General features: G+C 60.3%; 21 protein-coding genes and 1 tRNA gene. 14 read left to right on the top strand and 8 right to left on the bottom strand.

The window, feature by feature from the left end; translation table 11 throughout:
* Positions 1-8: 8 nt before the first annotated feature.
* Entirely contained in the window at positions 9-761 is a 753-nt protein-coding gene (locus tag HMPREF2896_RS02315; protein WP_070717384.1) for an isoprenyl transferase, read from the top strand.
* A gap of 68 nt (positions 762-829) precedes the next feature.
* Here HMPREF2896_RS02315 and HMPREF2896_RS02310 read toward each other — a convergent pair whose 3' ends face one another.
* Together HMPREF2896_RS02310 and HMPREF2896_RS02305 are read right to left on the bottom strand one after the other, a co-directional pair.
* Entirely contained in the window at positions 830-1,249 is a 420-nt protein-coding gene (locus tag HMPREF2896_RS02310; RefSeq protein WP_070446678.1) for a Fur family transcriptional regulator, read from the bottom strand.
* Between the two features lie 27 nt (positions 1,250-1,276).
* The gene (locus HMPREF2896_RS02305) at positions 1,277-1,576 is read right to left on the bottom strand and encodes an ArsR/SmtB family transcription factor (protein ID WP_070446677.1); all 300 of its coding nucleotides are present in this window, start codon (positions 1,574-1,576) and stop codon (positions 1,277-1,279) included.
* A 190-nt stretch (positions 1,577-1,766) separates the two neighbouring features.
* On the opposite strand from HMPREF2896_RS02305, the gene HMPREF2896_RS02300 reads away from it, so the two are divergent.
* From HMPREF2896_RS02300 to HMPREF2896_RS02290, 3 genes are read left to right on the top strand one after another with little or no spacing between them, the layout of a single operon-like run.
* Positions 1,767-3,146, top strand: coding sequence for a glycine--tRNA ligase (locus tag HMPREF2896_RS02300; protein ID WP_010190757.1), 1,380 nt, complete (start codon positions 1,767-1,769; stop codon positions 3,144-3,146).
* Entirely contained in the window at positions 3,146-3,664 is a 519-nt protein-coding gene (locus HMPREF2896_RS02295; protein ID WP_070644585.1) for a hypothetical protein, read from the top strand. The genes HMPREF2896_RS02300 and HMPREF2896_RS02295 overlap by 1 nt, the downstream gene beginning before the upstream one ends.
* Complete coding sequence (locus tag HMPREF2896_RS02290) at positions 3,664-4,101, top strand: hypothetical protein (protein ID WP_070717382.1); 438 nt, start codon at positions 3,664-3,666, stop codon at positions 4,099-4,101. Before HMPREF2896_RS02295 ends, HMPREF2896_RS02290 begins: the two co-directional genes overlap by 1 nt.
* Before the next feature lie 605 nt (positions 4,102-4,706).
* On the opposite strand, the gene HMPREF2896_RS02285 is transcribed toward HMPREF2896_RS02290, so the two are convergent.
* Positions 4,707-6,773, bottom strand: coding sequence for a TPM domain-containing protein (locus tag HMPREF2896_RS02285; RefSeq protein WP_070717380.1), 2,067 nt, complete (start codon positions 6,771-6,773; stop codon positions 4,707-4,709).
* Between the two features lie 44 nt (positions 6,774-6,817).
* Between HMPREF2896_RS02285 and HMPREF2896_RS02280 the strand changes: the two genes are divergently transcribed.
* The 3 genes from HMPREF2896_RS02280 to HMPREF2896_RS02270 all read left to right on the top strand — a co-directional run bounded on the left by HMPREF2896_RS02280 (position 6,818) and on the right by HMPREF2896_RS02270 (position 12,239).
* Positions 6,818-7,402, top strand: coding sequence for a YdcF family protein (locus tag HMPREF2896_RS02280; RefSeq protein WP_070717378.1), 585 nt, complete (start codon positions 6,818-6,820; stop codon positions 7,400-7,402).
* Positions 7,403-7,413: 11 nt separating this feature from the next.
* A complete protein-coding gene (locus tag HMPREF2896_RS02275; RefSeq protein ID WP_070717375.1) occupies positions 7,414-8,688 on the top strand; it encodes a deoxyguanosinetriphosphate triphosphohydrolase in 1,275 nt (424 codons plus the stop codon).
* Between the two features lie 245 nt (positions 8,689-8,933).
* A complete protein-coding gene (locus HMPREF2896_RS02270; protein WP_070717372.1) occupies positions 8,934-12,239 on the top strand; it encodes a LamG-like jellyroll fold domain-containing protein in 3,306 nt (1,101 codons plus the stop codon).
* A 61-nt stretch (positions 12,240-12,300) separates the two neighbouring features.
* On the opposite strand, the gene HMPREF2896_RS02265 is transcribed toward HMPREF2896_RS02270, so the two are convergent.
* Together HMPREF2896_RS02265 and HMPREF2896_RS02260 are read right to left on the bottom strand one after the other, a co-directional pair.
* Positions 12,301-12,534 carry a barstar family protein gene (locus HMPREF2896_RS02265; RefSeq protein WP_070525502.1) on the bottom strand — a complete coding sequence of 78 codons (234 nt, stop codon included), beginning with the start codon at positions 12,532-12,534 and terminating at the stop codon, positions 12,301-12,303.
* Positions 12,535-12,537: 3 nt separating this feature from the next.
* Entirely contained in the window at positions 12,538-13,065 is a 528-nt protein-coding gene (locus HMPREF2896_RS02260; protein WP_070717369.1) for a guanyl-specific ribonuclease, read from the bottom strand.
* A gap of 156 nt (positions 13,066-13,221) precedes the next feature.
* On the opposite strand from HMPREF2896_RS02260, the gene dnaG reads away from it, so the two are divergent.
* Positions 13,222-15,150: a DNA primase gene (gene dnaG, locus HMPREF2896_RS02255; RefSeq protein WP_070717366.1), complete on the top strand. Its 1,929-nt coding sequence runs from the start codon at positions 13,222-13,224 to the stop codon at positions 15,148-15,150.
* 51 nt (positions 15,151-15,201) lie between these two features.
* Here the strand turns inward: dnaG and HMPREF2896_RS02250 are convergent, their stop codons facing one another.
* Entirely contained in the window at positions 15,202-15,477 is a 276-nt protein-coding gene (locus HMPREF2896_RS02250) for a hypothetical protein (RefSeq protein ID WP_070525497.1), read from the bottom strand.
* A gap of 218 nt (positions 15,478-15,695) precedes the next feature.
* Between HMPREF2896_RS02250 and HMPREF2896_RS12795 the strand changes: the two genes are divergently transcribed.
* The 3 genes from HMPREF2896_RS12795 to HMPREF2896_RS02240 all read left to right on the top strand — a co-directional run bounded on the left by HMPREF2896_RS12795 (position 15,696) and on the right by HMPREF2896_RS02240 (position 17,826).
* A complete protein-coding gene (locus tag HMPREF2896_RS12795) occupies positions 15,696-15,833 on the top strand; it encodes a hypothetical protein (RefSeq protein ID WP_168160907.1) in 138 nt (45 codons plus the stop codon).
* A 96-nt stretch (positions 15,834-15,929) separates the two neighbouring features.
* Positions 15,930-17,087, top strand: a complete 1,158-nt coding sequence (gene wecB, locus HMPREF2896_RS02245; RefSeq protein WP_070717363.1) for a non-hydrolyzing UDP-N-acetylglucosamine 2-epimerase — start codon at positions 15,930-15,932, stop codon at positions 17,085-17,087.
* Positions 17,088-17,163: 76 nt separating this feature from the next.
* The gene (locus tag HMPREF2896_RS02240) at positions 17,164-17,826 is read left to right on the top strand and encodes a DUF1707 SHOCT-like domain-containing protein (protein ID WP_070717361.1); all 663 of its coding nucleotides are present in this window, start codon (positions 17,164-17,166) and stop codon (positions 17,824-17,826) included.
* A gap of 70 nt (positions 17,827-17,896) precedes the next feature.
* Here HMPREF2896_RS02240 and HMPREF2896_RS02235 read toward each other — a convergent pair.
* Positions 17,897-17,969 (bottom strand) — tRNA-Asn (locus tag HMPREF2896_RS02235).
* Positions 17,970-18,164: 195 nt separating this feature from the next.
* On the opposite strand from HMPREF2896_RS02235, the gene HMPREF2896_RS02230 reads away from it, so the two are divergent.
* Positions 18,165-19,565: a glycosyltransferase gene (locus HMPREF2896_RS02230; protein ID WP_070717357.1), complete on the top strand. Its 1,401-nt coding sequence runs from the start codon at positions 18,165-18,167 to the stop codon at positions 19,563-19,565.
* A 20-nt stretch (positions 19,566-19,585) separates the two neighbouring features.
* Here HMPREF2896_RS02230 and HMPREF2896_RS02225 read toward each other — a convergent pair whose 3' ends face one another.
* Positions 19,586-20,332: a hypothetical protein gene (locus tag HMPREF2896_RS02225; RefSeq protein ID WP_168165680.1), complete on the bottom strand. Its 747-nt coding sequence runs from the start codon at positions 20,330-20,332 to the stop codon at positions 19,586-19,588.
* A gap of 309 nt (positions 20,333-20,641) precedes the next feature.
* Here HMPREF2896_RS02225 and wecC point away from each other — a divergent pair, with 309 nt between their 5' ends.
* Together wecC and HMPREF2896_RS02215 are read left to right on the top strand one after the other, a co-directional pair.
* Positions 20,642-21,907 (top strand): UDP-N-acetyl-D-mannosamine dehydrogenase, encoded by a 1,266-nt coding sequence (gene wecC / locus HMPREF2896_RS02220; RefSeq protein WP_070717353.1) that lies wholly within the window; start codon positions 20,642-20,644, stop codon positions 21,905-21,907.
* A gap of 58 nt (positions 21,908-21,965) precedes the next feature.
* Entirely contained in the window at positions 21,966-23,279 is a 1,314-nt protein-coding gene (locus tag HMPREF2896_RS02215; RefSeq protein WP_070525481.1) for a glycosyltransferase family 4 protein, read from the top strand.
* Position 23,280: the final 1 nt, after the last annotated feature.

Genomic DNA, 23,280 nt, shown 5'->3' with positions numbered 1-23,280 from the left:
TGTAACCCGTGATTACGCCTGACCCGAACCGAGTTCTTCATCCGCCCGCTATCCCGCAGGAGTTCCTGCCGCGCCATATCGCGCTGGTCATGGACGGCAACGGCCGCTGGGCAGAGGAGCGCGGCATGAAGCGCACCGAGGGCCATCGTAGGGGAGAAGCTGTGCTTCTCGACGTCGTCGATGCCTGTCTTTCCCTCGGTGTTCCTTACCTTTCCGCTTATGCCTTCTCCACCGAGAATTGGCGCCGCAGCGCGGAGGAAGTCCGCTTCCTCATGGGCTTTAACCGCGACGTGCTGCGCCGCCAGCGCCACTGGCTCAACGAGAGGGGAGTGCGCGTGGTCTGGGCCGGCCGCCGACCGCGCCTGTGGCGCTCAGTTATCAAGGAGCTCGAGGCCGCCGAGGAGCTGACCAAGGACAACACCAAGATGACCCTGGTGATGTGCGTGAATTACGGTGGTCGCGCCGAGCTTGTCGACGGTATCCGGAAACTCGCCGAGCAAGTCTCCCGCGGCGAGCTTGACCCGCGCTCCATCAATGAGAAGACGGTCAGCTCGGTGATGTATGACCCCGATATGCCGGACGTGGATTTGTTCTTGCGCCCCTCCGGCGAGAAGCGCACCTCCAACTTCCTGCTGTGGCAGTCGGCTTACGCAGAGATGATTTACCAGGACAAGCTCTTCCCGGATTTCACTCCGGATGACTTGTTCGCCGCGGTGGAGGAGTACGCGCGGCGTGACCGCCGCTTCGGCGGCGTCAAGTAGCGCGCGAGCTGTGTAGTGCTGTCAGGGGGGATGAAGATATCCTCGATGTGGCAGGAAAAGTGGCGTGTCTAAGACGCCGCGCGGCACTCGGCGCAGATGCCGAAGATTTCGGCATCGTGCCCGGTGAGCTCGAAGTCGTGCTCCTTGGCTACCGAGGAGGCCCACTCTTCAATCGGGCCGCCATCGATCTCTTCGGTGCGGCCGCATTTGGTGCACACCAAGTGGTGGTGGTGCGCATCGCTCTCGCAATGGCGGTAGAGGGTCTCGCCGGAGGGCATGTGGAGCGCATCAACAGCGTCAATCTCCGAGAGTGACTGGAGCGTGCGGTAGACGGTGGTGAGGCCGACTTTCTGGTTACCGTCGAGAAGCGCCTGGTGAATGTCCTTGGCGGAGACGAACTTATCGAGACTGCGCAGGACCTCAACGACGGCGGTGCGCTGGCGGGTATTGCGAGCGCCGAGTTTGGGAATACTGTCGTGGATGGCCATGGGGCTTAGTTTATCAACACACTTCCATTAAGAGGTGGCCAGTGAGGCGTCGCGAAGCAAAGGCAGCACCTTAGGGGCCACCAAAGAGTAACGGACTTCGCGGCCGGTGCGCTCGCTGTCGACGATGTTCGCGCGTTTCAAAACCCGCAGGTGCTGACTAATAAGTGGCTGCGATTTGCCGGTCGCGGAGACCAGTTCGTGGACGTAGTGATCGCGCTCGGCCAGGCGCTGGATGATGTCGATGCGCAATGGTGAATCCAAAGCGCTAATGACGGAGGCAGCCGCCGCCAGATCGAGGGGAGGGGTGTCAGTCTGGGTGTTGGTCACGCCGTTCACCTTCAGTCATTTCTATCGGTGGAGAGTTAAAAAGAGAGCTATCGGCACTATAGCTGAAGAATGCGGAAATGTGTATAAAATGCACCACACTTCTGGGGTGAAGGCACGCGGTGCTAAGGGGCACGCTAGACTAGGCCGCACTGTATAAAGACTGTCCCCTACCAGAGGAGTCCCATTAGCTATGGCATCCGTCATTGATACCGTCGTCAGCCTGTGTAAGCGCCGCGGCTTGGTCTACCAGGCAGGTGAAATTTATGGCGGTTCCCGCTCTGCGTGGGACTATGGCCCGCTTGGCGTCGAGCTCAAAGAGAACATCAAGCGCCAGTGGTGGCGCCACATGGTGCAGTCCCGCGATGATGTCGTGGGTGTCGATACATCTGTGATCCAGCCGCGCCAGGTGTGGGTGTCCTCCGGCCACGTTGAGGTTTTCACCGACCCGCTGGTGGAGTCCAAGCACACCGGTAAGCGCTACCGCGCCGACCACCTGATTGAGGCTTATGAGGAAAAGCACGGCCATGAGCCGGCAAATGGCCTTGCGGATATTAATGATCCGGAGACCGGCCAGCCGGGTGACTGGACCGAGCCGAAGGCTTTCTCCGGTCTGCTCAAGACCTTCCTGGGCCCGGTCGATGATGAGCAGGGACTGCACTACCTGCGCCCGGAGACCGCGCAGGGCATCTTCGTGAACTTCAAGAACGTGATGACCTCGGCGCGTATGAAGCCGCCGTTCGGCATCGCCAACATTGGTAAGTCCTTCCGTAACGAGATCACCCCGGGTAACTTCATTTTCCGCACCCGCGAGTTCGAGCAGATGGAGATGGAGTTCTTCGTCAAACCGGGCGAGGACGAAGAGTGGCACCAGTACTGGATTGATGACCGCTTCAACTGGTACATCGACCTCGGTATCAAGAAGGAGAACCTGCGCCTCTACGAGCACCCGCAGGAGAAGCTCTCCCACTACTCCAAGCGCACCGTGGACGTGGAATACGCCTACAACTTCAAGGGCTCCAAGTGGGGCGAGCTGGAAGGCGTGGCCAACCGTACGGACTACGACCTTTCCGTGCACACCAAGGGCTCGGGCGAGGACCTGTCCTACTTCGACCAGGAGGCTGGCGAGCGCTGGACGCCGTACGTCATCGAGCCGGCTGCCGGCCTGGGCCGCGCCATGATGGCCTTCCTCATCGATGCTTATGACGAGGAGGAGGCCCCGAACGCCAAGGGCGGTACCGATAAGCGCGTGGTGCTGCGCCTGGACCGCCGTCTGGCTCCGGTCAAGGTGGCCGTGCTGCCGCTGTCCAAGAAAGAAGAGCTGTCCACCCCGGCCCGCGAGCTGGCCAACAAGCTGCGCGCCAACTGGAACGTGGAGTTCGATGTCTCTGGTGCCATCGGCCGCCGCTACCGCCGCCAGGATGAGATCGGCACGCCTTTCTGCGTGACCTATGACTTCGACACCCTCGAGGACAACGCGGTCACCGTGCGTGAGCGTGACTCCATGGAGCAGGAGCGCGTCAAGCTCGACGAGCTTGAGGCTTACCTGGCCGCCCGCCTGGTTGGCTGCTAATGCACTACACCAGCTGGGACCGCAGTGACCGCCAGAACCCGGTCCTCCTCGTGGGGGAAGGGCCGGCGTCGTTGGGCATGTTCCAGGAACGCTCGGCGGATGTGGAAGGCGAGCACTGGCGCTTAGGCCTCGATGACTTGGGCGCGTCCGTGACCTTGGAGGATGACCGCGTCTACCGCCTGGCGGGCAACCCCAAGCGCGATAAGCGTTTGGAGGCTTCCCTGGACGGGCGCACCTTTGCCTTCATCAACGAGGCTGGTGGCGACTGGATTGTTGAAGACCACGACGGCCTTAAAATCGCGCAATTTTCCTCCAAGAACTCTGGCGTACGCAAGGCCATCCTCGAGTTCGAAGGCGAGGACAGCGATGATTCCGATGGCCTCAGCCACTCGGAGATTGCTGCCCTGAGCTGGTTTACGCGCGTCATTTTGGAGGCCCGGACGCAGAAAACCGCGATTCCGATCATCGCGACGCTGCTGCTCATGACCATCGTCGCCATTGTTGCGGTGCTTCTCTGATGCAGCGCTGGGTGTGGCGCGATGAGGCGCTGGTGGATGGCGCGGGCGAAGTCATCGCCCGCGTGACTCCGACGGGCCTGCTGCTGCCCCAAACGGGCACCACCATCGCCTTCAAGCACACCCCGGGCGCGCGGCGCTTTACCGTGCGTGGGGCCGACTTTTCCGCGGAGCAGGCCAGCTTTACGGTGAACAAGCTGCGCGCGGCCTGTCAGGGCCGCGAGTACTTGCTTGAGCGCACGAATCCATTCCGCCGACAGCGCCGTATCCTCGCTATCCCAGACTCCGCCACGTTGGGCGCCACCACCGAGGTCGCCCGCACCACTCCGCGGGGCCGCGGCCTCGAAGTCGCGGTGGGCGAACTACCCCTCACCGACGCCGTCTTCATCAGCTACTGTTGCCTGCTTCTCGACGGCTCCACTCGCCCCCTTCGCACCTAACCCACCTTCCGCGATATAGTCAGAACTGGCGTGGAAACTTGGGTGATTTCATTAAAAGGGGAGCTCTTCTAGCTTCCTTGCTCGGCTTGGTATGCCGGTAGAGGGCTCGCGTCAGATGGTTGCAGTCATAAGGTTTGTTTGCCCCCAAACGAACCATCTAGCTCGGTGTAAAAGGTTTACTTGCCCCCAGGTAAACCGTTTGACTGCAACCTTTTGAGAGAAGCCTTTTGACGAGAACCATGTGCATGACCGGTCTACGCCTACCGTGTATGTGCACCACCCCGTATCCGAGGAACTGATTGGCCGGCTACCGAGACGCGGTCCAATCGCCGGATGCGTGTACAGGAAAACCGGCCGAAGGCATCTCGCGGACGGCATCCGACAGAAGGCATCTGACAAATGGCGTCTGTCAAAAGGCGTCTTTGGGGCTGAAAACGCCATGTAGAGGGTGCAAAAGGCGTTTTTAGCTGTAAAAATTCCTTCTAGAAGATGCCTTTTGCAAGGCGCCTTGTGCGAGATGCCTTATGGGGCCGCCCCGGTTATGAGATGCCGGGTGTGGGCCGCGGGCTTCGAGGCCTAGGCGCGGAAAGGGGAAGTAGGGGCGGCTAGAAGGAGCCGCCGCGGAAGCCGCCTCCACCGCCGCCGCCCGAGAAGCCACCGCCGCCGAAACCACCGCCACCGGAGAAGCCGCCGCCGAAACCGCCACCGAAGCCACCACCGCGGTGGCCGCTGGAGCCTCCGCCGAGAATCTGGCCGATAACCATGCCGGTCAGAATGTTGCCCGCGGCATCAGTGGCCTGACGGCGCTGCTCCTGGCGGCGATAAGCCTCCAGGTCTTGCTTCGCGCGGTTGAGCGAAGTCTGCGCGGCAGAAGCGGCATCGCGGGAGTAGTTGAGGGCTGCGCGCAAGTCCTTGGAGGCGGAGTTCTGGGCTTGGGCGAAGAGGCGGGTGGCATCGGCAAGAGCCACACGCGCATCGGGGCCCACCACGCGGCCACGCGAGGACAGCAAGTCTTCCGCCGCCTGGATGGCGGACTCGGCCGCGGCAATCTGCTGGCGGTAGAGCGCGATTTGGCGCTCGCGGGTGGCATTGGTCTCGCGGACAGTATCGAGCTGCTCATCTAGCTTGCTATCGATAGCCGTCAGCGCTGTGTACTGTCCCAGCGGGTCTGCCTGGCCATGCTGGCGAGCCGTACTCAGCGCCTCCCGGGCCTCCGCAAGCAGTGATTCCAGCGCGGACCAATCAGCAGGGGAGCCCTGGGCCTTGCCTCGCTGCTCGAGGTGCTGTGCTTCGGCGATTTCTTCCTCAACCTCATCGATGAGCGCAGGCAAGTTATCGCGCGCCGCCGTAATCGAGTTCTCTGCATTCTCCACTGCATTAAGCAGCCGGTCCGAGACCTCCAAGGCGTGCTCGGCATCGCGGATATAGCCCACCAAAGGACCCTGCTGCCCGGCCGGCTGGGACTGCAATTCCCGGCCGCGCGAAAGCAGTTTCTCGGCCTCATTGAGCGAGACCTCCGCCATCTCCGGGTTATCCGCAATGGAGGACAGTACCTCCTCGGAATAAGAGCCGCTGAGAGTGGACAGCGTCGTGCGGGCCTGCGGCAGGCGCCCGCGCAAGTCCACCGTGCGCTGAGTCAATTCATCGAGCTTGGAGCCGGCGTTAATGAGCAAATCGCGCATCTTGGCAAAGTCGGCAGCCTGCTCATCCAGCGCATCATCGGCCTGCCCGCAGGAGGAGATAATCTCCACCAGCATCTGGCGGCGCTCCGCCGTCGATTCCGGAAGGTTGTCCTGCAGCTTCTGCTGCAACTGGAAAGCCTTCTGCAACGTCAGCGTGGAGTGGTTCATTGCGCGCGTGAACGGGCGGGTGCGCTCGGGGCCGAACTCGGCCACCGCAATATCCAGCTCCTCCTTGCCACGGCGGATCGATTCATCCGTGGAGACCAGCTCTTCCTGTGCCAGCTTCTCCAAGGTGTCCACATCCAAGCGGTCCAGCTGTGCGGTATTACTCGGCTCAATCTGGCGCGCCGACTCCAGCGTGGCCGCCGAGTCCTTCTTGGTCTTGCGCCGGCTTGCCACCGCGATGCCACCGCCGGCCAACGCCAGGGCACCTGCGCCGCCAGCCAGCCATAGACCACCCGACCCATCGGAATCAGAAGAGCTGGATGAACCAGCCGAGCCAGAAGAGGAACCCGAAGAACCGGTCGCGGCAGCGTCGACAAGCGCGAGCGCAGAGGCGCCGAACTGGCGGCCGTCGGCAAGCTTGGCATAAGCCGCCTCATACATCACGTCTAGACGCCCGCGCGGCCACTCATTACCCGTTTGCACGCCTATGGTGGAATCATCCACGCCCACCACATAGGCTGCGGAGTTCGGCCCCTTAGACTTCACAATGCTGTCCGCATAGCTCTCCGCGCCCTCCGGCAGCGAGGAGGCAAAGACCACGAAAATGACCACGTGGTGCTCCTGCTGCAGTGCGCTAATCTTGTCCTCCAACTCGGCCTTTTCCGAATCCGAGAGCACCCCCGCCTCATCCGTTACCTTATCCGTGAGCGAGGCCGCCTCCGGCGCGGCAAGAACGAAATCCGCAGCCATAGCGGGGCTAGCAGTGGCCAACCCCAACACAAGAGCAGCAAGGGCGGCGCGACCAAAACGAGCAGCAGTAGTCATGCGCACCACGATACCTTCCCATTCATCGCTAGAGTGGTCAGGCAGTGAAGTACGTTATTGTCCTGGGCGCTGCGCAATACGACGGGCGCCCCTCCCGCATTCTGAGCGGACGCGTCCGCTTCGCCGCCGAGTACGCCGCCGCGCACGACCTGCCCATCATCACAGTCGGCGGGAAGCTGCCCGGCGATAGGTTCACCGAAGCCGGGGTGGCGAAACGCCTGCTTGCCGACGAACCCCTCACCGTCACCGCCCTCGAAGAAGGCCTCGACACCCGCAGTGAGCTGGCCGCTGCCCGCGACAAGCTGGGTGCGAGAGAGGCCGTCATCATCACCGATCCGCTCCACCGCCTGCGTACCTTCCTCATCGCCCGCCAAGAGGGGATTGCAGCCACGGTGCTGGGCACGCCCTATTATCCTTCCCCGCGCTTTTCCATCCCCTGGTGGCGCTACCTGGCCCACGAGAGCGGTGGCTTGGCCTACCTGGGCTTGCGCACCTTGCTGGGGGAGGAGCGCACCGAAGGCGTGCGCGCGGCCTTCTACCGCATCGAGCGCCTCATCCGCCCCAACCAGGCCCTGCGCCACCGCGTCATTGGCGCGAGGCAGCCCCAGGATGGCCAGGACTCCGCCTAAGCTGGAACACTGTGAGCTATTCCTATCGTGCAGAAGACGTCGCCCGCCTTGCCTCCGAGACTCCCAAAGGCTCGGCCTTGCTCAAAAGCGAGGAACACCGCGGCGCCTTCTCCCGGGACCGCGCCCGCGTCCTGCACTCCGCGGCCCTGCGCCGCCTGGCGGATAAGACCCAAGTGGTGGGCCCGCGCGATGGCGATACCCCGCGCACCCGGCTGACACACTCCCTGGAGGTCAGCCAGATTGCCCGCAGCATCGGCGCGGGCTTAGGGCTGGACCCGGACCTGTGCGACATGGCGGGTCTGACGCATGACATTGGCCACCCGCCCTACGGCCACAACGGCGAGAACGCGCTTAACGAGGTGGCCCTCGGCGGTTTTGAGGGCAATGCCCAGACCTTGCGCATCCTGACCAAGCTGGAGCCCAAGGTAGTGCTGGATACCCCGGCGGGCCCGCGCAGCTATGGCCTCAACCTCACCCGCGCCTCACTCGACGCCGCCTGCAAATACCCCTGGACCAAAACCAACCCGGATGGCACGACCAACCGCAAATACGGCGCCTACGACGAAGACGCGGACGTGCTGGAGTGGCTGCGCCAGGGGCATTCCGATCAGCGCAAGTCCATGGAAGCCCAAGTCATGGACTGGTCGGATGATATTGCCTATTCCGTCCATGACGTCGAAGACGGCATCATCTCCCGCCGCATCTCTTTGGGCGTGCTCTGGGACCTGGTGGAGCTGGCCAACCTCGCGGACAAGGGCGCGAAAGCCTTCGGCGGTAATGCCGATGAGCTCCTCGAGGCCGCCGACCGCCTGCGCCAGCTCGATGTCATCAACGCCATCGGCAATTTCGACTACTCCCTGCGCTCTTATGCCAACTTAAAGAAGATGACCTCGGAGCTTGTCGGCCGCTATGTTGGCGCCACCGTCTCCGCCACGCTCGCGGCTAACGACGGCCCCCTCGGCCGCATGCACGGCGACCTCGCCGTCCCACCGGGCGCAGTAGCGGAGGTAACGCTGCTGAAAACCATCGCCGTTCTCTACGTCATGGATGAGCCCGCCCACCTGTCCCGCCAGGACCGCCAGCGCGAGCGTATCTACCGCGTCTACGACTACCTGGTGGCCGGCGCGCCGGGCTCGCTGGACGCCACCTTCTCCCTGTGGTGGAAGCAAGCCGAGACCGATCTGGAGCGTGACCGCGCCATCATCGACCAGATTGCTTCCATGACGGAATCCCGCCTGGAGCGCTTGGCGCAGCGCAGCGCGGACCTTTTTGGTTTCCTTAGCTAGCCGGCAACTAGTCAGCAGCACACCAGCACCAAGCCCAGTAGCACCGTGCCCCACACAACGGCACGGCATCCCAAGAGACGCCTGTCACCCGATAGTTGAACACCGTTCACTTGGGTGTTACATAGCTGACAACTCTTCTTAAAACCGGCCACCTAACCTCAGGCAGGTCCGCGTGCCGCCAGGCCCCCTTATTGCCTGCCCGCAGCGGAAGTCTCTTCATTTGTATTAACTGTCAAGGAATTTTTATGTCTCAGAAAAAGCTGCATAAAGCCGCGCTCATTGCCTCTATCAGCCTCGTTGGCTCCAGCCTCGTCTCTCCCGCACTCGCCTCTGCCCAGGACCTGCCCCAGGCAGACATCCTGGATCTCTCCTTTGAGAACGGTGTCATCAGCAACTCCGCCTCCGATGCCGAGCCGCTGAAGATCGGCGAGCCCACTGTGGAGCAAGACAGCGTGCTTGAGCGCCCCGTGGCTCACTTCGATGGCCGCAAGGATGCCGTCGGCTTCGACATCGGGGATAAGTTTGACCAGATCAAGGACGGCTTCACCGTCGAGTGCGTCTTCCGCTACGACGGGGACTTCGACGGCAACGAAAAGAGCCTCTGTGCCAACAAGGAAGCCGGCGGCTGGGCCATGGTCATCTACGGCGACCAGCTCACCTTCACCGTCAACGGCAGCGATGGCTACAAGAAGGCCCAGCAGCAGGTGGAGCCGGGCCAGTGGTACCACGCGGTCGGCGTCTATGACGGAAACAAGAGCGAGCTCTACGTCAACGGCGCCAAGGTGGCTGAGAACACCGAGATCAACGGCGAGGTGACCAAGCCCAAGTCCAATTCCACCGCCGTGATGATCGGCGCGGATTCCGGCCGGGATAACGCCGCCCAGTTCTACTCCGATGCCGTGGTCAGCGAGGCCCGCATCTTCTCCGATCCGCTGGGCGAAGATGAGATTTCCGCCCTCTACGAGGACTCCAACCTGAGCACCGATAAGAAGGCCGAGATCACCGGCTCCACCCCGAGCGCGGGTCAGCACCTGACGGGCCCGGTGACTTTCGACGTCCAGTTCAACAACGATGCCCTCATCTCCCGCGAGCTCACCTACACCCTGGACGGCGAGGACATCGAGCTGGGGCAAGAAATCGGAGCTGGCCTCAAGGAAGGAAACCACTCCATCCAGGCCGAGGGCCGCGATGTCTTTGGCAACCCCATCTCCCAGACCATCGATTTCACCTCCGGCAACCTCCCGGGGGCCGCCGGCACCGACTCCACGCCGAGCGGGGAGGGTGTGACCATCTCCGCTCGCGCCGATAACCCGAGCGGTGGGGAAGTGGAGACCACTTTCACTGAAGCCGATGTGGCTGTAGCGGAGAAGGGCTTCCAAGGCACCTTCACGGATATCCCGGAGAGTCTGGACTTTAACTACGAAGACGGCGAGGACTTCGACAAGGCCCTCGACCCGGACAACGAGGATGCTCAAGAGACTAGCTCCACGGAGCACATGCCCTTCCAGCGCTTTGACCTGAAGCTCAAGGACGCTGAGAAGAAGGCCCACGACATCGCCTGGTCCGGCACCGTGGACCCCAAGCGCTCGGTGCGCCTCATGGCCTGGAACACCACAACCAATAGCTGGGAGAAGTTGGCAGAAACCCGCGGCGCAGCCGACGCTCAAGTAAGCCTCAGCGCGGAAGCCAACCAAGGTTTCGTCGACGGTGACACCATCCACACCATGCTGGTGGGCTACGACGTCTTTGCCGATGACCTCAACGAGCCCGTCAACGAAGAGTTCGCCGCTACTAGCGACTATGACTTTTCCATCGCCCACCACACCGATACCCAGTACCTCTCCGAAGGCGCGGTAGAAAAGGCCACCGCCGAGGAGCGCAAGAAGTGGGAAGAAAGCTACACCGCGGCCACCCAATGGATTGCCGATAACGCCGATGAGCGCAAGATCGCCTACTCCGCACACACCGGTGACATCATTGAGAACTGGATTGGCAAGGACAATGACCGCCCCAATGCCAAGAAGGAATTCGAGGTAGCCTCCAACGCCCAGAAGATTCTGGAGGACGCCGGCGTGGTCAACGGCGTGCTGCCGGGCAACCACGATAACCAAAGCGGCGCGGATGTCGGTGCCGGCAACCTCTACAACGAGTACTTTGGTCCGGAACGCTACGAGGCTCAGCAGGGCAAGGGTAAGTGGGCTGAGCAGGATGCCTCCTACCACCCCTATGCTGAGGGCGATAACGACAACCACTATGACCTGTTTTCCACCAACGGCATGGACTTCATTGCCCTGCACCTAGGCTATGACGTCACTGAGGAGGAAGCCGCGTGGGCGGATAAGGTGCTCAAGCAGTACTCCGACCGCAACGCCATCTTGCTGACCCACGCCTACCTCAAGCCTTCCGCTAGCCCGGATGGTCGCGGCTCGGACTTCTCCCACGACGGCGTGATGGTTTATGAGAACGTCATCCAGAAAAACCCCAACGTGGCCCTGGTCCTGGCCGGCCACGAGCACGGCGTGTCCATCGTCAGCCGCAAGGACGTCGGTCACACCAACAACCACGTGGTGGAGCTTCTCGCGGACTACCAGTTCTACGAGGTCGGCTCCGATGAGCTGGGTCTGACGGAGATCGGCGACTATGATGGCGACACCGGCCTGCGCTTTGGTTCCAGCTACCTGCGCCTCCTGCAATTCGATCTGAAGAATTCGGAGATGATCGTGGATACGTATTCGCCGCTTCTCGACGACCACAATGCCACCGAGTACGACGACCGCCAGCGCTACAACGGCCACGAGGACGAGTTCCGTATTCCGATCCAGTTCCAGACCCGCAAGACCAGCTTTGCGACGAACTCCATGCTCGCCTTGACCGATACCGGCAAGGAGATTGGCACAGACACCGCCAAGTCCGGTTGGCCTGCCAGCGTGACCTACAAGGACGTCAAGGCTGGCGAAGCCTATGGCTGGTACGCCACCTCCGCTGATGCCTCCTCCAAGGAGAGTACCAAGCCCGGCATCGTGCGCCAGTTCGGCGTCTTCACCGCGCAGGAGCAGCAGGAGAAGGATAACAAAGCCCCTGAGCTCACCGTCCCCAGCGACAAGCTCACCATCACCAAGGGCACCGAAGCCAACCTCCTCGAAGGTGTCAACGCCAAGGACGATAAGGACGGTGACCTCACCGACAAGGTGAAGGTCGTGGGCAACATCGACACCGCCAAGCCGGGCGTGTACTCCGTCACCTACGCCGTCACGGACTCCGCCGGCAACCAGGCTTTGGCCTCCCGCGTCGTGGAAGTCACCGCCGGCAGCCAAGGCGATAACACCGACAACGGCTCCAGCGACAGCGACATCAGCAGCGGCAACTCGAGCAGCAACGGCAACAGCTCCAGCAGCTCGAGCAATAGCTCGAGCCGGGGTACGGGCAGCGTCCTCCCCGCCATCCTCGGCGCCCTCTTCGGTGCTGCAGGCGCCACCGCCGTCATCGCCGGCCTGCTGAACTACCTCGCACCGGAGGTCCGCGACACCATCAAGCGCGCCCTTGGCCTCTAAGGCCTAAGACCCCGGCTGGGCCACCACCCGCCGGGGCACCACGCGCCGGGCCATCACCTTACTAGCGCACGAGCGCGACACCCTGGTCCTCCAGCACCATGCTGATGGGGGCCAGGTCTTCTTCAACCATGTCGAAGTCCGCGGCGATAATCGCCACGATGTGTTGCTCTCGGAGGAAATCCGCCAGTGCATCAAGGTTGCGCGGGGCGCCGGAGGTGCAGCCGCGCAGGCGGCCGAGCGCGCCGTAGAAGTCCTCGCGCGTGCGGATGGGTTCAGTGATGAGAATGCGTTGCATGCCTTAGTCCTCCGCGTCCGGGATACTGCAGAAGCTTTCGTAGTGGTCATCGGTGTAGTACCAGACATCCGGGTCGGTCTCGCTGTCGCCACCGGTAACAATGCGTTTGGCCCCGCGGTGCCCAATCCCCGGTGTTTCCACGGTGTATTCGCGGTAGTAGTCCTTCGCCTGCTGCGGTAGCACGCCCTCATAGTTTCCGAAACGCACGTTGTCATTATCCGGATAGTCATAGGGCCCGCCGGCCAGGATGTCCTCGGCGGTTTGGTGGGCCTCCTGCGGCAGGGAATCCATAGCGCAGGTCGGCAGGTCTGACTCGCCCTGATTTGCGACGTCCCCCTCATCCCCACCAGCTGGAGAGGATGCACCCGCCGCAGTGGAGGCGCCAGCAGCAGCGGAAGACGGCGCTGCCTTCTGGTCCGCACTATCGCTGGAGCTACCAAGGTCAATACCGAAGTAGCCCGCGACGAGGACCAGAACCGCGCCACCGATGAGGGCCGGCAGCGACTTTTTGGAGGGGGAGGATTGGGACATGGCCCCATCATTGCAGCTATAAGGCCTGAAACAGAAATCCAGACCAGGCCATTTTTCAATCCCCACCGCGGGGTCTTTGCGGATGTGGGACTAGGCGGCCTAGCCCCACCCAGCCGTGGGTACCTGTGCGTCCTATGGGCGGGGTAGTCTGTACGCATGGCACGAGGCAGAATTCCGGACAGCGACATCCAAGCTATCCGTGAACGCGCGCCTATTGATGAAATCGTGGGCGAGTACGTTCAGCTCAAACCCGCTGGCTATGACTCCTTGAAAGGCTTGAGCCCTTTTAAGGATGAGAAGACCCCGTCTTTCCACGTGCGCCCACAGCGCGGCTATTATCACTGCTTCTCCACCGGTAAGGGCGGGGATGTTTTCAGCTTCCTCATGGAGATGGAGCAGGTCTCCTTCCCGGAGGCCGTTGAGGCCGTAGCCCAAAAAATTGGCTACCACATCAACTACCAAGGTGGTACCACCGGTGCGCGCGATGAAAAGCCCGGCACCCGCCGCCGGCTTATCGCTGCGAACAAGGCCGCGCACGAGTTCTACCGCCAGCAGCTAGAAACCCCGCAAGCCGCCGCCGGACGCGAGTTCCTTCTGGACCGCGGCTTCTCCAAAGAAATCATCTACGAATTTGAATGCGGCTATGCCCCGGAGGGCTGGGATACCGCCACCAAGCATTTGCTGCGCATGGGCTTTTCCTTTGAGGAGCTGGAAGCCGCAGGCATTTCCAAGATGGGCAAGCGCGGTCCCATCGACCGCTTCCACCGGCGTCTGCTGTGGCCCATCAAGGACTTATCCGGCAACGTCATCGGTTTTGGCGCGCGCAAGCTTTTCGACGATGACAAGCTGGGCAAGTACATGAACACGCCCGAAACCATGCTTTATCACAAGTCCAAGGTGCTCTTCGGCCTGGATTTGGCCAAGCGCAACATAGCGGAGCAGCACCAGGCCGTGGTGGTGGAGGGCTATACGGACGTCATGGCGATGTACGCCGCGGGCGTGAAGACTGCCGTGGCCTCCTGTGGCACCGCCTTCGGTGCGGACCACTTGCAGGTGCTGCGCCGCCTGATGCTGGATGATTCCTATTTCCACGGTGAGCTCATCTACACCTTCGACGGTGATGAGGCCGGCCAGAAGGCCGCCATGCGCGCCTTCGAGGGCGAGCAGAAGTTCACCGGCCAGTCCTTCGTCTCCGTAGCCCCCGACGGCATGGATCCCTGCGATCTGCGCCTTGAGCGCGGTGATGCCGCCGTGCGTGACCTAGTGGCGGACCGCATCCCCATGTTTGAGTTCGTCATCCGCTCGGTCATCTCAGACTTCAGCATCGACTCTGCCGAAGGCCGCCTCCAAGCCCTGCGCCGTGCGGTGCCCGTGGTGGCCCAGATCCGCGACCAACCCCTGCAGCGCGAATACGCCCGCCGCCTTGCCGGTTGGGTGGGCTGGCCCGACCCGGAGGAAGTACTCCACCAAGTACGCCAGGAAGCCCGCAAGCCAAAGAAGGAACAGCGCCCGCGCTTTGCCTCCCTGGACCAGACCTCCTCTGCGCCCGCGCAGTCCAACGCCCCCGTCATGCACATCCCCGGCCCCCGCGAGCCACACCTGTGGCCGCAACGCGAGGCCCTCAAGCTGGCCCTACAGTACCCGCAGATTGCCGGCAGTTACTTCGACGGGATTACGGAGGATGCCTACTCCAACGAGGCCTACCGCACCATCCGCCGCGCCATCTCCACCCTCGGTGGTGTCACCGCCGGTGCCGAACAACCCGGTGTGGAATGGCTAGCCGCCGTGGCCGGTGAGATGCCGGATCTCATGGCCCGCAACTTCGTTTCTGAGTTGGCCGTGGAACCGATCAAGCTAGGGGAGACCGGCAACCCCGATACCGACCTTGAGGCCTACGCCGATTCCGTGCTCTCCCGCCTCCAAGAGGCGCGCGTGGGTGACCAAGTAGCCCAACTCAAGGCTCAACTAGGCCGCATGCGCCCCTCCGACGATGAAGAGTCCTACAACTCACTCTTCGCCGACCTCGTCGCCCTCGAGCAGGCCCGCCGCGAGCTCAATGATCGCGCTTTCCGAGGCGTGCGCTAGCTAGCACTAGGCACTAATCCGCACCCCCGCGCACGCGTTCTAGCGTGCGCGTTAATCCTCGTCCGGCTCGTAAATCCGATCTTCTTGGACTCCATCTGCCGCGCCCTTGCCGCGGCGCTTGCCCTTGTTGTAATCCTTGAGTTCGCGCATACGCGGTTCTGGGTCCAACCGATTGGCCACAGCCTTGCGCGCGGAACGCACTGCGGCCTTAGTAGCGGGGGAGTTGACGGCCTTCTCATAGGCGCCCTTAATTTGGTGATAGCGCTTGCGCCCAGCCTTGGTTCCAAAGACGTATCCGGCGGCAGCACCCACAACAAATTGGATCATCGGAAACTAGTCATCCCCTTCTTCAGCCGGCTCGACAGCCAGCGTTTGCGTACAACGTACGGGAAACGTGCAATTCTCATGAACAGCCTACCTGCCTTAGCAGTCTTGGGCAGGCGGCGGTGACGCAGCGGAGCCACCAGTAACGGGGAGTAGAGATAGGGAATAGATATGACGTGAACTCTTCCCATAATGCATTCGCTTCAGTTAACTTAATACCTGTGAAGACTTCTAAGCATACGTATGCGGCATCGGCAGCCGTAGCGATGTCGGCGCTGCTCACCGCCAGCGTGGCGGCAGCAGAGCCCCGTACCGCCGGGCTCGAAGAGCCGCGCGAAGTCACCGTGAGTGAGGATTAGCGTTCACCGTCCCTTAACTACCGGCCCATGTACGTGGGACATGAGAGCTGTAGACTCTTATACGGTTTCTCGCTCGGAAGTATACGAAGGAAGTCTATGACTAAGCCAAAGATCATGACGGTGTACGGGACTCGCCCTGAGGCAATCAAAGTGGCACCGGTCGTCAAGGCATTGGAGAAGGACGAGCGTTTTGAATCCGTAGCTGTCTCCACCGGCCAGCACAAGGAAATGCTGGAGCAGGTCAACACTATGTTTGGAATCGAACCCAAGCTGGACCTTCACCTCATGAAGCCCGGTCAAAGGCTCAATGAGATTGTCTCTCGTGCACTCATGGGGCTTGACGAGATCATTGATGCGGAGCAACCTGATGTCATTATTTCCCAGGGTGATACCTCGACTGCAATGACTGCAGCACTTGCTGGTTTCCATCGCGGTGTGAAAATCGTCCACCTCGAAGCAGGTTTACGCACCGGCGATATTCATTCTCCGTTTCCGGAAGAAGCTAATCGCAAGCTGATTGGCCAAGTAGCCGAGCTACACCTTGCTCCGACGGCAGGCTCGATGGAAAACCTGCGCCGCGAGAATGTGCGCTCCAAGGATATTGCGGTCACCGGCAACACTGTCATTGATGCTCTCCTAGAGGCAGCCAGCTGGGATACCGCGTTTGAGGATCCTGCCCTACAGGCAGTGGCTGAATCCGACAAGCGTCTGGTTGTCGTCACCACCCACCGCCGCGAAAACCTTGAAGCGATGAAGGAAATCGGCGGCGCAGTCAAGGATCTTGCGGAGAATTACTCGGACATCAACTTTGTCCTGCCGCTACACCTAAACCCCAAGGTTCGTGAAGCCGTGCTTCCGGAAGTCGAGTCTTTGCCCAATGTTCTCATCACGGATCCGCTTCCGTATGACCAGTTCACCAAGCTGCTTGACCGTGCGACCATCATCCTGACTGATTCCGGCGGAGTCCAGGAGGAAGCACCAGCCTTGGGTAAGCCGGTCCTAGTTATGCGCCAGAATACTGAGCGCCCTGAAGCTGTTGTTGCCGGCACTGTGAAGCTTGTGGGTACCAACCGGAGTCTCATCGTGGCGGAAGCCAAGCTGCTGCTCGATGACGACGCTGCGTACACCTCCATGGCCAACGCCGTAAACCCCTATGGCGACGGTAAGGCCGCAGAGCGTGCCGTTGCCGCTATTGCAGAGCTCCTCGGCGTAGGGGAGCGTCTGCCGGACTTTGACCCAGGTATTGAGCTATAGCGAAATGAGACGAATGGGGCAGGCGCGTATTTCTAGTTGCCCCGCCCATTCATGTGGTTCCACGTAAGGTAAAGCCATGGAACCACGCGACATTAAATGCACTAATTCTCAACGCACCACAGCTTCTCAAGTCTTGGCTGACGCGATGTCTGTAGGCCAACTCAGTGTCGCCGAATTTGAGGAACGTTCTTCTGCATGCACCAACGCTACGACGCGCGGCGAGTTACTCGACCTCGTTTCCGATCTCCTTGAGGATCCCGGAAGGGTACTCTTCGGTGGCCATGAGGTCGCCTCAAAGAGCGCACATGAGCTGAACTCTGTTGATAGTGAGCTTGCTTCTACTGTTGACCGTGCACTGACTCAAGTCGAACCATCCGTTCGTAGCGCTCAGAGCCTTTCCTTGGGTATTTTCGGTGGCACCACGGTTCGAAGTACTCCCATTGCCTCTCGCCACACCACAATGGGCATTTTTGGTGGAACAGATGTCGACCTGCGCGGTGCTTCACTGCGAGACCACGTAACCACGATCGAAGCGGTTGGAGTCTTTGGTGGTGTCGACCTGTGGATTCCCGAGGGCTTCCGTGTTCGAGTTAGTGGCATCGGCCTTTTTGGCGGGCATGACATCAAGGTTGACCGTGGGGCTATTGACCCGGCCGACCTACCTGCTAGCGCTCCAGAGGTTGTCGTCAACTGCTTTAGCCTTTTTGGAGGGGTAGATGTGCACGTTGTTAAGCGTTAGATCGGTGACGAGGATTAACCCTCCTATATAGGAAGGCAAATAGCCGCTTGGAATACAAGCGGCTATTTCGCTCCTCCAACTGGGCTCGAACCAGTGACCCTTCGATTAACAGTCGAATGCTCTGCCAACTGAGCTATGGAGGAATATGTGTGGGTTGCTTGAACAGAGGCTTGCTCGTTGCAACGAGATGTAACTATATAAGGTCGGCAGAGAGGATTGCAAATCGCCAGCGCAATCCACTTTTCAAGCGGTGCAATGTGGTGCCTTTCGAGCCTGCCCCAAGCAAAGCTAGACTGTCAGTCAGATATCACTCGCAGAGAAGAGGTAGAGGTTTCTTCATGTTCGTTGGACACACTCGATTTAGTCTCTTCGTTCCGGATTCGGCGTCGTGGCGAGCAAGCAACGAACACACCGGGTTCTCGGAAGATGAGTACCGCGACTACCTCTACGACCATGCGCGACTAGCGTTGCGCACGGATATTTTCCTCAACCACACTGTGCCGACTCTTGCAAAGGCCGCCGAAGGCTTCGATGTGAAGCACGTTGTCTCCTTCTCTGAGTCCTTGCCGCAGAAGTTCAAGGAGCAGCTGCAGGAGGCAGCGGACAAGTTCAATGTCTTACACCTCGATGAGCTTCCTGATGGCGACAGCGGGTGGACAGCGGTGCGACGCTACGTCCAAACAACGGGGTTCAACGGCACGTTCGGTCGATACCGCCTCGACGACGATGACGTTTTGTCCGCTCACTATTTCGAGACCACTGCGCCTTATATCCAGCCGGAGTTTGCAGGGATGCTCGTCAGCATGCCACTCGGTATTGAAGCGGTCTACGCGGATGGTCAGTTTTTCCACCTGCGTGAAGCACACACACCGATGAACTCGATGGGTCTGATGTCCATCTGCTCCGTGAAGGAAGACGGCACCGTCGTGGAACCCCAAAGCGGACCGCACGACAAGTCAGATCGCTATGCGCCCGTGATTCTGGACGCCTCCCAGGTGGGCTACTTGCGCGCGATCCATGCGGGGCAGGACAACGCCATGCGCCATGAACCAGGCGTGGTCATGGCACGCCTCATGGAAAACATGGCAGCCTTCCCACCATTCACGGATGCAGCTGCCCTGGAGGAGGCCTTTCCCACGGTGGCCGAGCAGATGCAGAGCACTAGCACGTCGCTGAGCATTGATAGCACCGTCGGTAGCGGTCAGCACTACCTCCTTCAGCCCGCCAGCGGGGATGTCAGCTTCGTCATTCACGGAGAGTCAGAGTGGGAACTCGATAATGAGCTCCTTGTGAGCCTGTGGATCGAGGATTCCCGTGGGCGACGCGTCGCCTCTTACAAAACAGTCGAGGGCTTTGCTGCCTCCAATAACCCCAGCATTGGTCACTTCGCGTACGTTCCCACAGAGAACGGAACCTTTCAAACCTTGGTGAGCCTTCATTTGGAGCACGGCTATATCCTTCGCGGCTTCCGTATTCTGGCACAAAGCGAGCGAGCCGGGGGAGTTCGGGTCGCAAAAATCTTCATGCAACAGCGAGGCGGGAAGGCGCGTTTCGTTAGCATCGAGGACTGGGAATCAGCACGAAGCCAAGGCGTGCGTGGCCTATTTGACCAAGCTATCGACAGCGTTTATCAGAATCGGATGAGCATCGTGGCTAACGTGCGCAGCGTTCTTGGGGAAGACCGTGCCAATAAAGTCATCGCGCGCTTGGACCAGCTGAACAAGAAGCTACGCAACTAGGGGCGGCCCTAGTCTGAGCCCTAGTCTGAGCTGGCAAACACCTCGTCCTCGAAGAGTTGCTCCCAATCGCCAGCTAGTGATGCTGCGTAGCCGAGAATTCCGGTGAGAAGCATTTGTGGGGCAGGGGCATGACCTTCGCCCCAATCCCCGAGGAGAAGCCTCCACTGCTGTGTGCGCTCTGCCACGGCCTTGGACCACGGCAGATAGTGTTGGGTGTAATGTAGCTCATCATCCTCGTTCTGAAGGTAAGCCACGTAGTTATCGAAACCCTTGCCATATTCAGTGACCAAGTCGAAGGTCATGGTGGTCTCGGAAAGCTTTCGGCTGCTCCAGCACTTTCTGCGGTATGCCTTTACCTGCGGCTCAAGGTAACGCCCGATATGGGTTTGGGGGTTTGAGACTACAGCCAATGAACCGGGAAAGCGGCGCGAAAAGTACAGCGCAGCAAATCCACCGGCTGATGCCCCAAAGAAGATAGCCTTCTTCCCTAGGTCCTCGATAGGCACATCAGGGTAAAAGCTAGCGAAAATATGATTCAAGCAGGAAGTGAGGTCTTTCTGAAATGGTCGCGTCTCATCCCCTGTGAACCATCCAATATTTGTGCCTCGGTCGAGTGATGGATCGGAGATGTACACCACGTTCGCGTCAACGCCTTCAACCATCTGCCTTCCAATGAAGACAGGAAGAGTGGCCTTCGCCAGGTTGATCGCCGCGTGAAACAACACGATCGTGGTATCGGCGCCGCGATCCTCAACGAGCAAATCCATGAACGCAGCGCCGTAGCGAATCGAAATCGCCTCAGCTTCCTCGGAAGAGCTAGCGGGCACGGGGGAGCTGAGAAACTCCTCGACAGAGTCGAAAAAAGTCGTTGAAGCGCCGTAGCGCGCGTAGTTTCTCCTCAGTGCCATAGCCGCCTACTGTAGTCGCACACGCAGCACACCTGGGAAACGCTCACTCAGGGGATACAGGAATGAAGCATGGGCTGAGACAAAACACCGACATCGACCCATTCGACCGCAAGCCGGTAACCGTCACCGTGCTACCGTAATTAGCAGCGAATTAATAGAAAGGCGGACATGGTTCCGAACACAACTGATTCCCGTTCCTTAGGCAAGGTTAGCGTCGTTGGCCTTGGCTACATCGGCCTTCCCACCGCCGCGTTCATAGCTTCCAAGGGAATCCCAGTAGTCGGCATCGACGTGAATCAGGATGCTGTAGACAGCATCAACGCCGGCACGGTGCCTTTCTTCGAACCAGGCTTCGGGGAGCTGCTTGCAAGAGTCGTCGAGGACGGAACGCTAGCGGCCCAGACGGAACAGGTCGATGCCGATGCCTACATTGTCTGCGTTCCCACTCCATTTCGTGAGGACCACAGCGTAGACATCAAGTACATTCGTGCGGCATCCGAAGCGCTTGCTCCTTACCTGAAACCCGGTGCACTTGTAGTGCTCGAGTCCACCTCACCTCCTGGAACCACGGAGGATATGGCCAAGCATCTCATTGAGTTGCGCCCTGACCTGTCCCTCAATGACGAGGATGAGAACGCCATCTTTGTCGCCCACTGCCCGGAGCGCGTTCTTCCCGGCAAGATTATGGAGGAGATGGAAAACAATGACCGTGTCATCGGCGGCCTAACTCCAAAGGGCGCCCAGCTTGCCCGCGACCTCTACGCCACTTTCTGCACCGCGGACCTGCTTCTCACCAACGCCACGACCGCTGAGATGGCCAAGCTCACGGAAAACTCCTTCCGCGATGTCAATATCGCCTTTGCTAACGAGCTTTCCCTCATCTGTGACCGCCTCGGAATCGATGTCTGGGAGCTTATCGAGCTGGCGAACCACCACCCCCGCGTCAACATCCTGCAGCCGGGGCCGGGCGTGGGCGGACACTGCATCGCCGTGGACCCGTGGTTCATCGTCTCCGCCGCACCCGAAGAAGCAAAGCTCATCCAAACGGCGCGCAACGTCAATGATGGCAAGCCGGAGTGGGTCATCGACCAGGTTCTCACGGCCCTTGAAGGCAAGGATAATCCCGTCGTTGCGGCCCTCGGTATCGCCTTCAAGAACGATATCGATGACCTGCGTGAATCGCCGTCCCTCGAAATCGTCAAACGCCTCGGCGTTGATAACCCGCAGCTAGATATCCGCGTTGTCGAGCCCAACGTGGAGGCATTGCCACCGGTGCTGAGCAACCTTTCAAACCTGACAAAGCAGGACACGGAGGAAGCCATTGCAGCAGCCGACGTCGTCCTCCTTCTGGTCAACCACCGACAGTTCGTCGAGCTTGATCAATCTCTGCTCGGCGGCAAGACAATCATCGATACCAAGGGCATTTGGCGCTAAATTAAGCGGTTAGACTAGTCACTCACCATCACTTGAAAGCCAGGAGGCAGCACGAAGCGTGAGGATTCTCGTTCTCTCTCAATACTGGGCTCCCGAGAACGGAGTTCCGCAGCGCCGCTGGTCATGGTTGTCCAAAATCCTTGTCCAGGCCGGGCATGAAGTCCTCGTCATTGCGCCACCACCGCATTATCAGCGCCGCCTCGGGCTCAAGCAGTGGTTCTCGCGGAAGAATATCCTTGGTGCGAACGAGCTAGAAACCGGAAACTCCGGCGAAAAGATTCTGCGCTCCGGTTTCTTTCCAGCTGGTCCCTCGCTGACGCACCGCATCCTTAACCAGGCCTCAGTAGCTGGCTCAATGCTGTTTATGCAAGCTACTAAGCGCAAGCAGCTCAAGAGCTTCAAACCAGATCTGGTTATCGGCACCGTCCCGGCCCTTCCCACGGCTGTCGTTACGCAGTTCGTTGCCAGAATTCTCCACACTCCCTACATCATCGATCTCCGTGATGCGTGGCCGGAGCTGCTGAAAGAAAAAGGCGACTGGAATTCAGGAACAGGCAAACGCTCTATTCGTGAGATTGTCCTGACCAAGGGGCCCTTCCAACTGCTCACGGCGCTCACCGAGCGCGCCATGAACCGCGCCCTGCACCACGCTGATGGCATCATGACGACCTCACAGGACCTCACTGAGCACATGGAACAGGACGATGTCAGTAGGGGAGCGGCGGGTGCTCGTCGCATCCGGACGGTGCGTAACGTCTTTCCGCCCAAGACCGAGTTCATCGCCAGCGACAAAGGACAGCAGTCTTCCAAAGAACTGAATGTCCTCTACGCCGGCACAGTAGGACGCGCGCAGAAGATCGACAATGCCGTGAAGGCAGTCAAGATTGCACAAGACCGTGGTTACGACATCAACCTTCGCATCGTAGGCGATGGAGCAACCTGGCACGCCACCAAGGCCACGATTGAATCCCTGGATATCAACGCAACCATTGAGCATCGAGTCCCCGCCGATGAGCTTCAGAACATCTACGAGTGGGCCGATACTGCCCTAGTGCACTTGACTGATTGGGAGCCGCTCAACCGCACGGTTCCGTCGAAGACCTATGAGCTGATGTCCTTGGGTGTTCACACCACTGCGGTGGTCCAAGGTGAGGCAGCACGTCTCATTGAAGAGCTCGGCGCGGGGGTCGTCGTTCCTCCGGAGAACCCGGAAGCACTCGCTGAGGCTTGGGCTGCGCTTATCGGCGACCGCTCGAAGCTCACCGTTTCTCCTTCCGGGCGCGAGTGGGTCGCCACCCAGCGCGATGAGGTTGTCCCTGAAGCATTCCTGGACATCGTCTATGCCGTGAACAACCAGCACGAAGAGCCATAGG

Origin of the sequence: Corynebacterium sp. HMSC069E04 (assembly GCF_001813175.1) — a bacterium.
GTDB classification, from domain to species: Bacteria; Actinomycetota; Actinomycetes; order Mycobacteriales; family Mycobacteriaceae; genus Corynebacterium; species Corynebacterium aurimucosum.
Note: the sequence above shows the minus strand (reverse complement) of the source record. Positions and strands in the feature narration are given on the sequence as shown.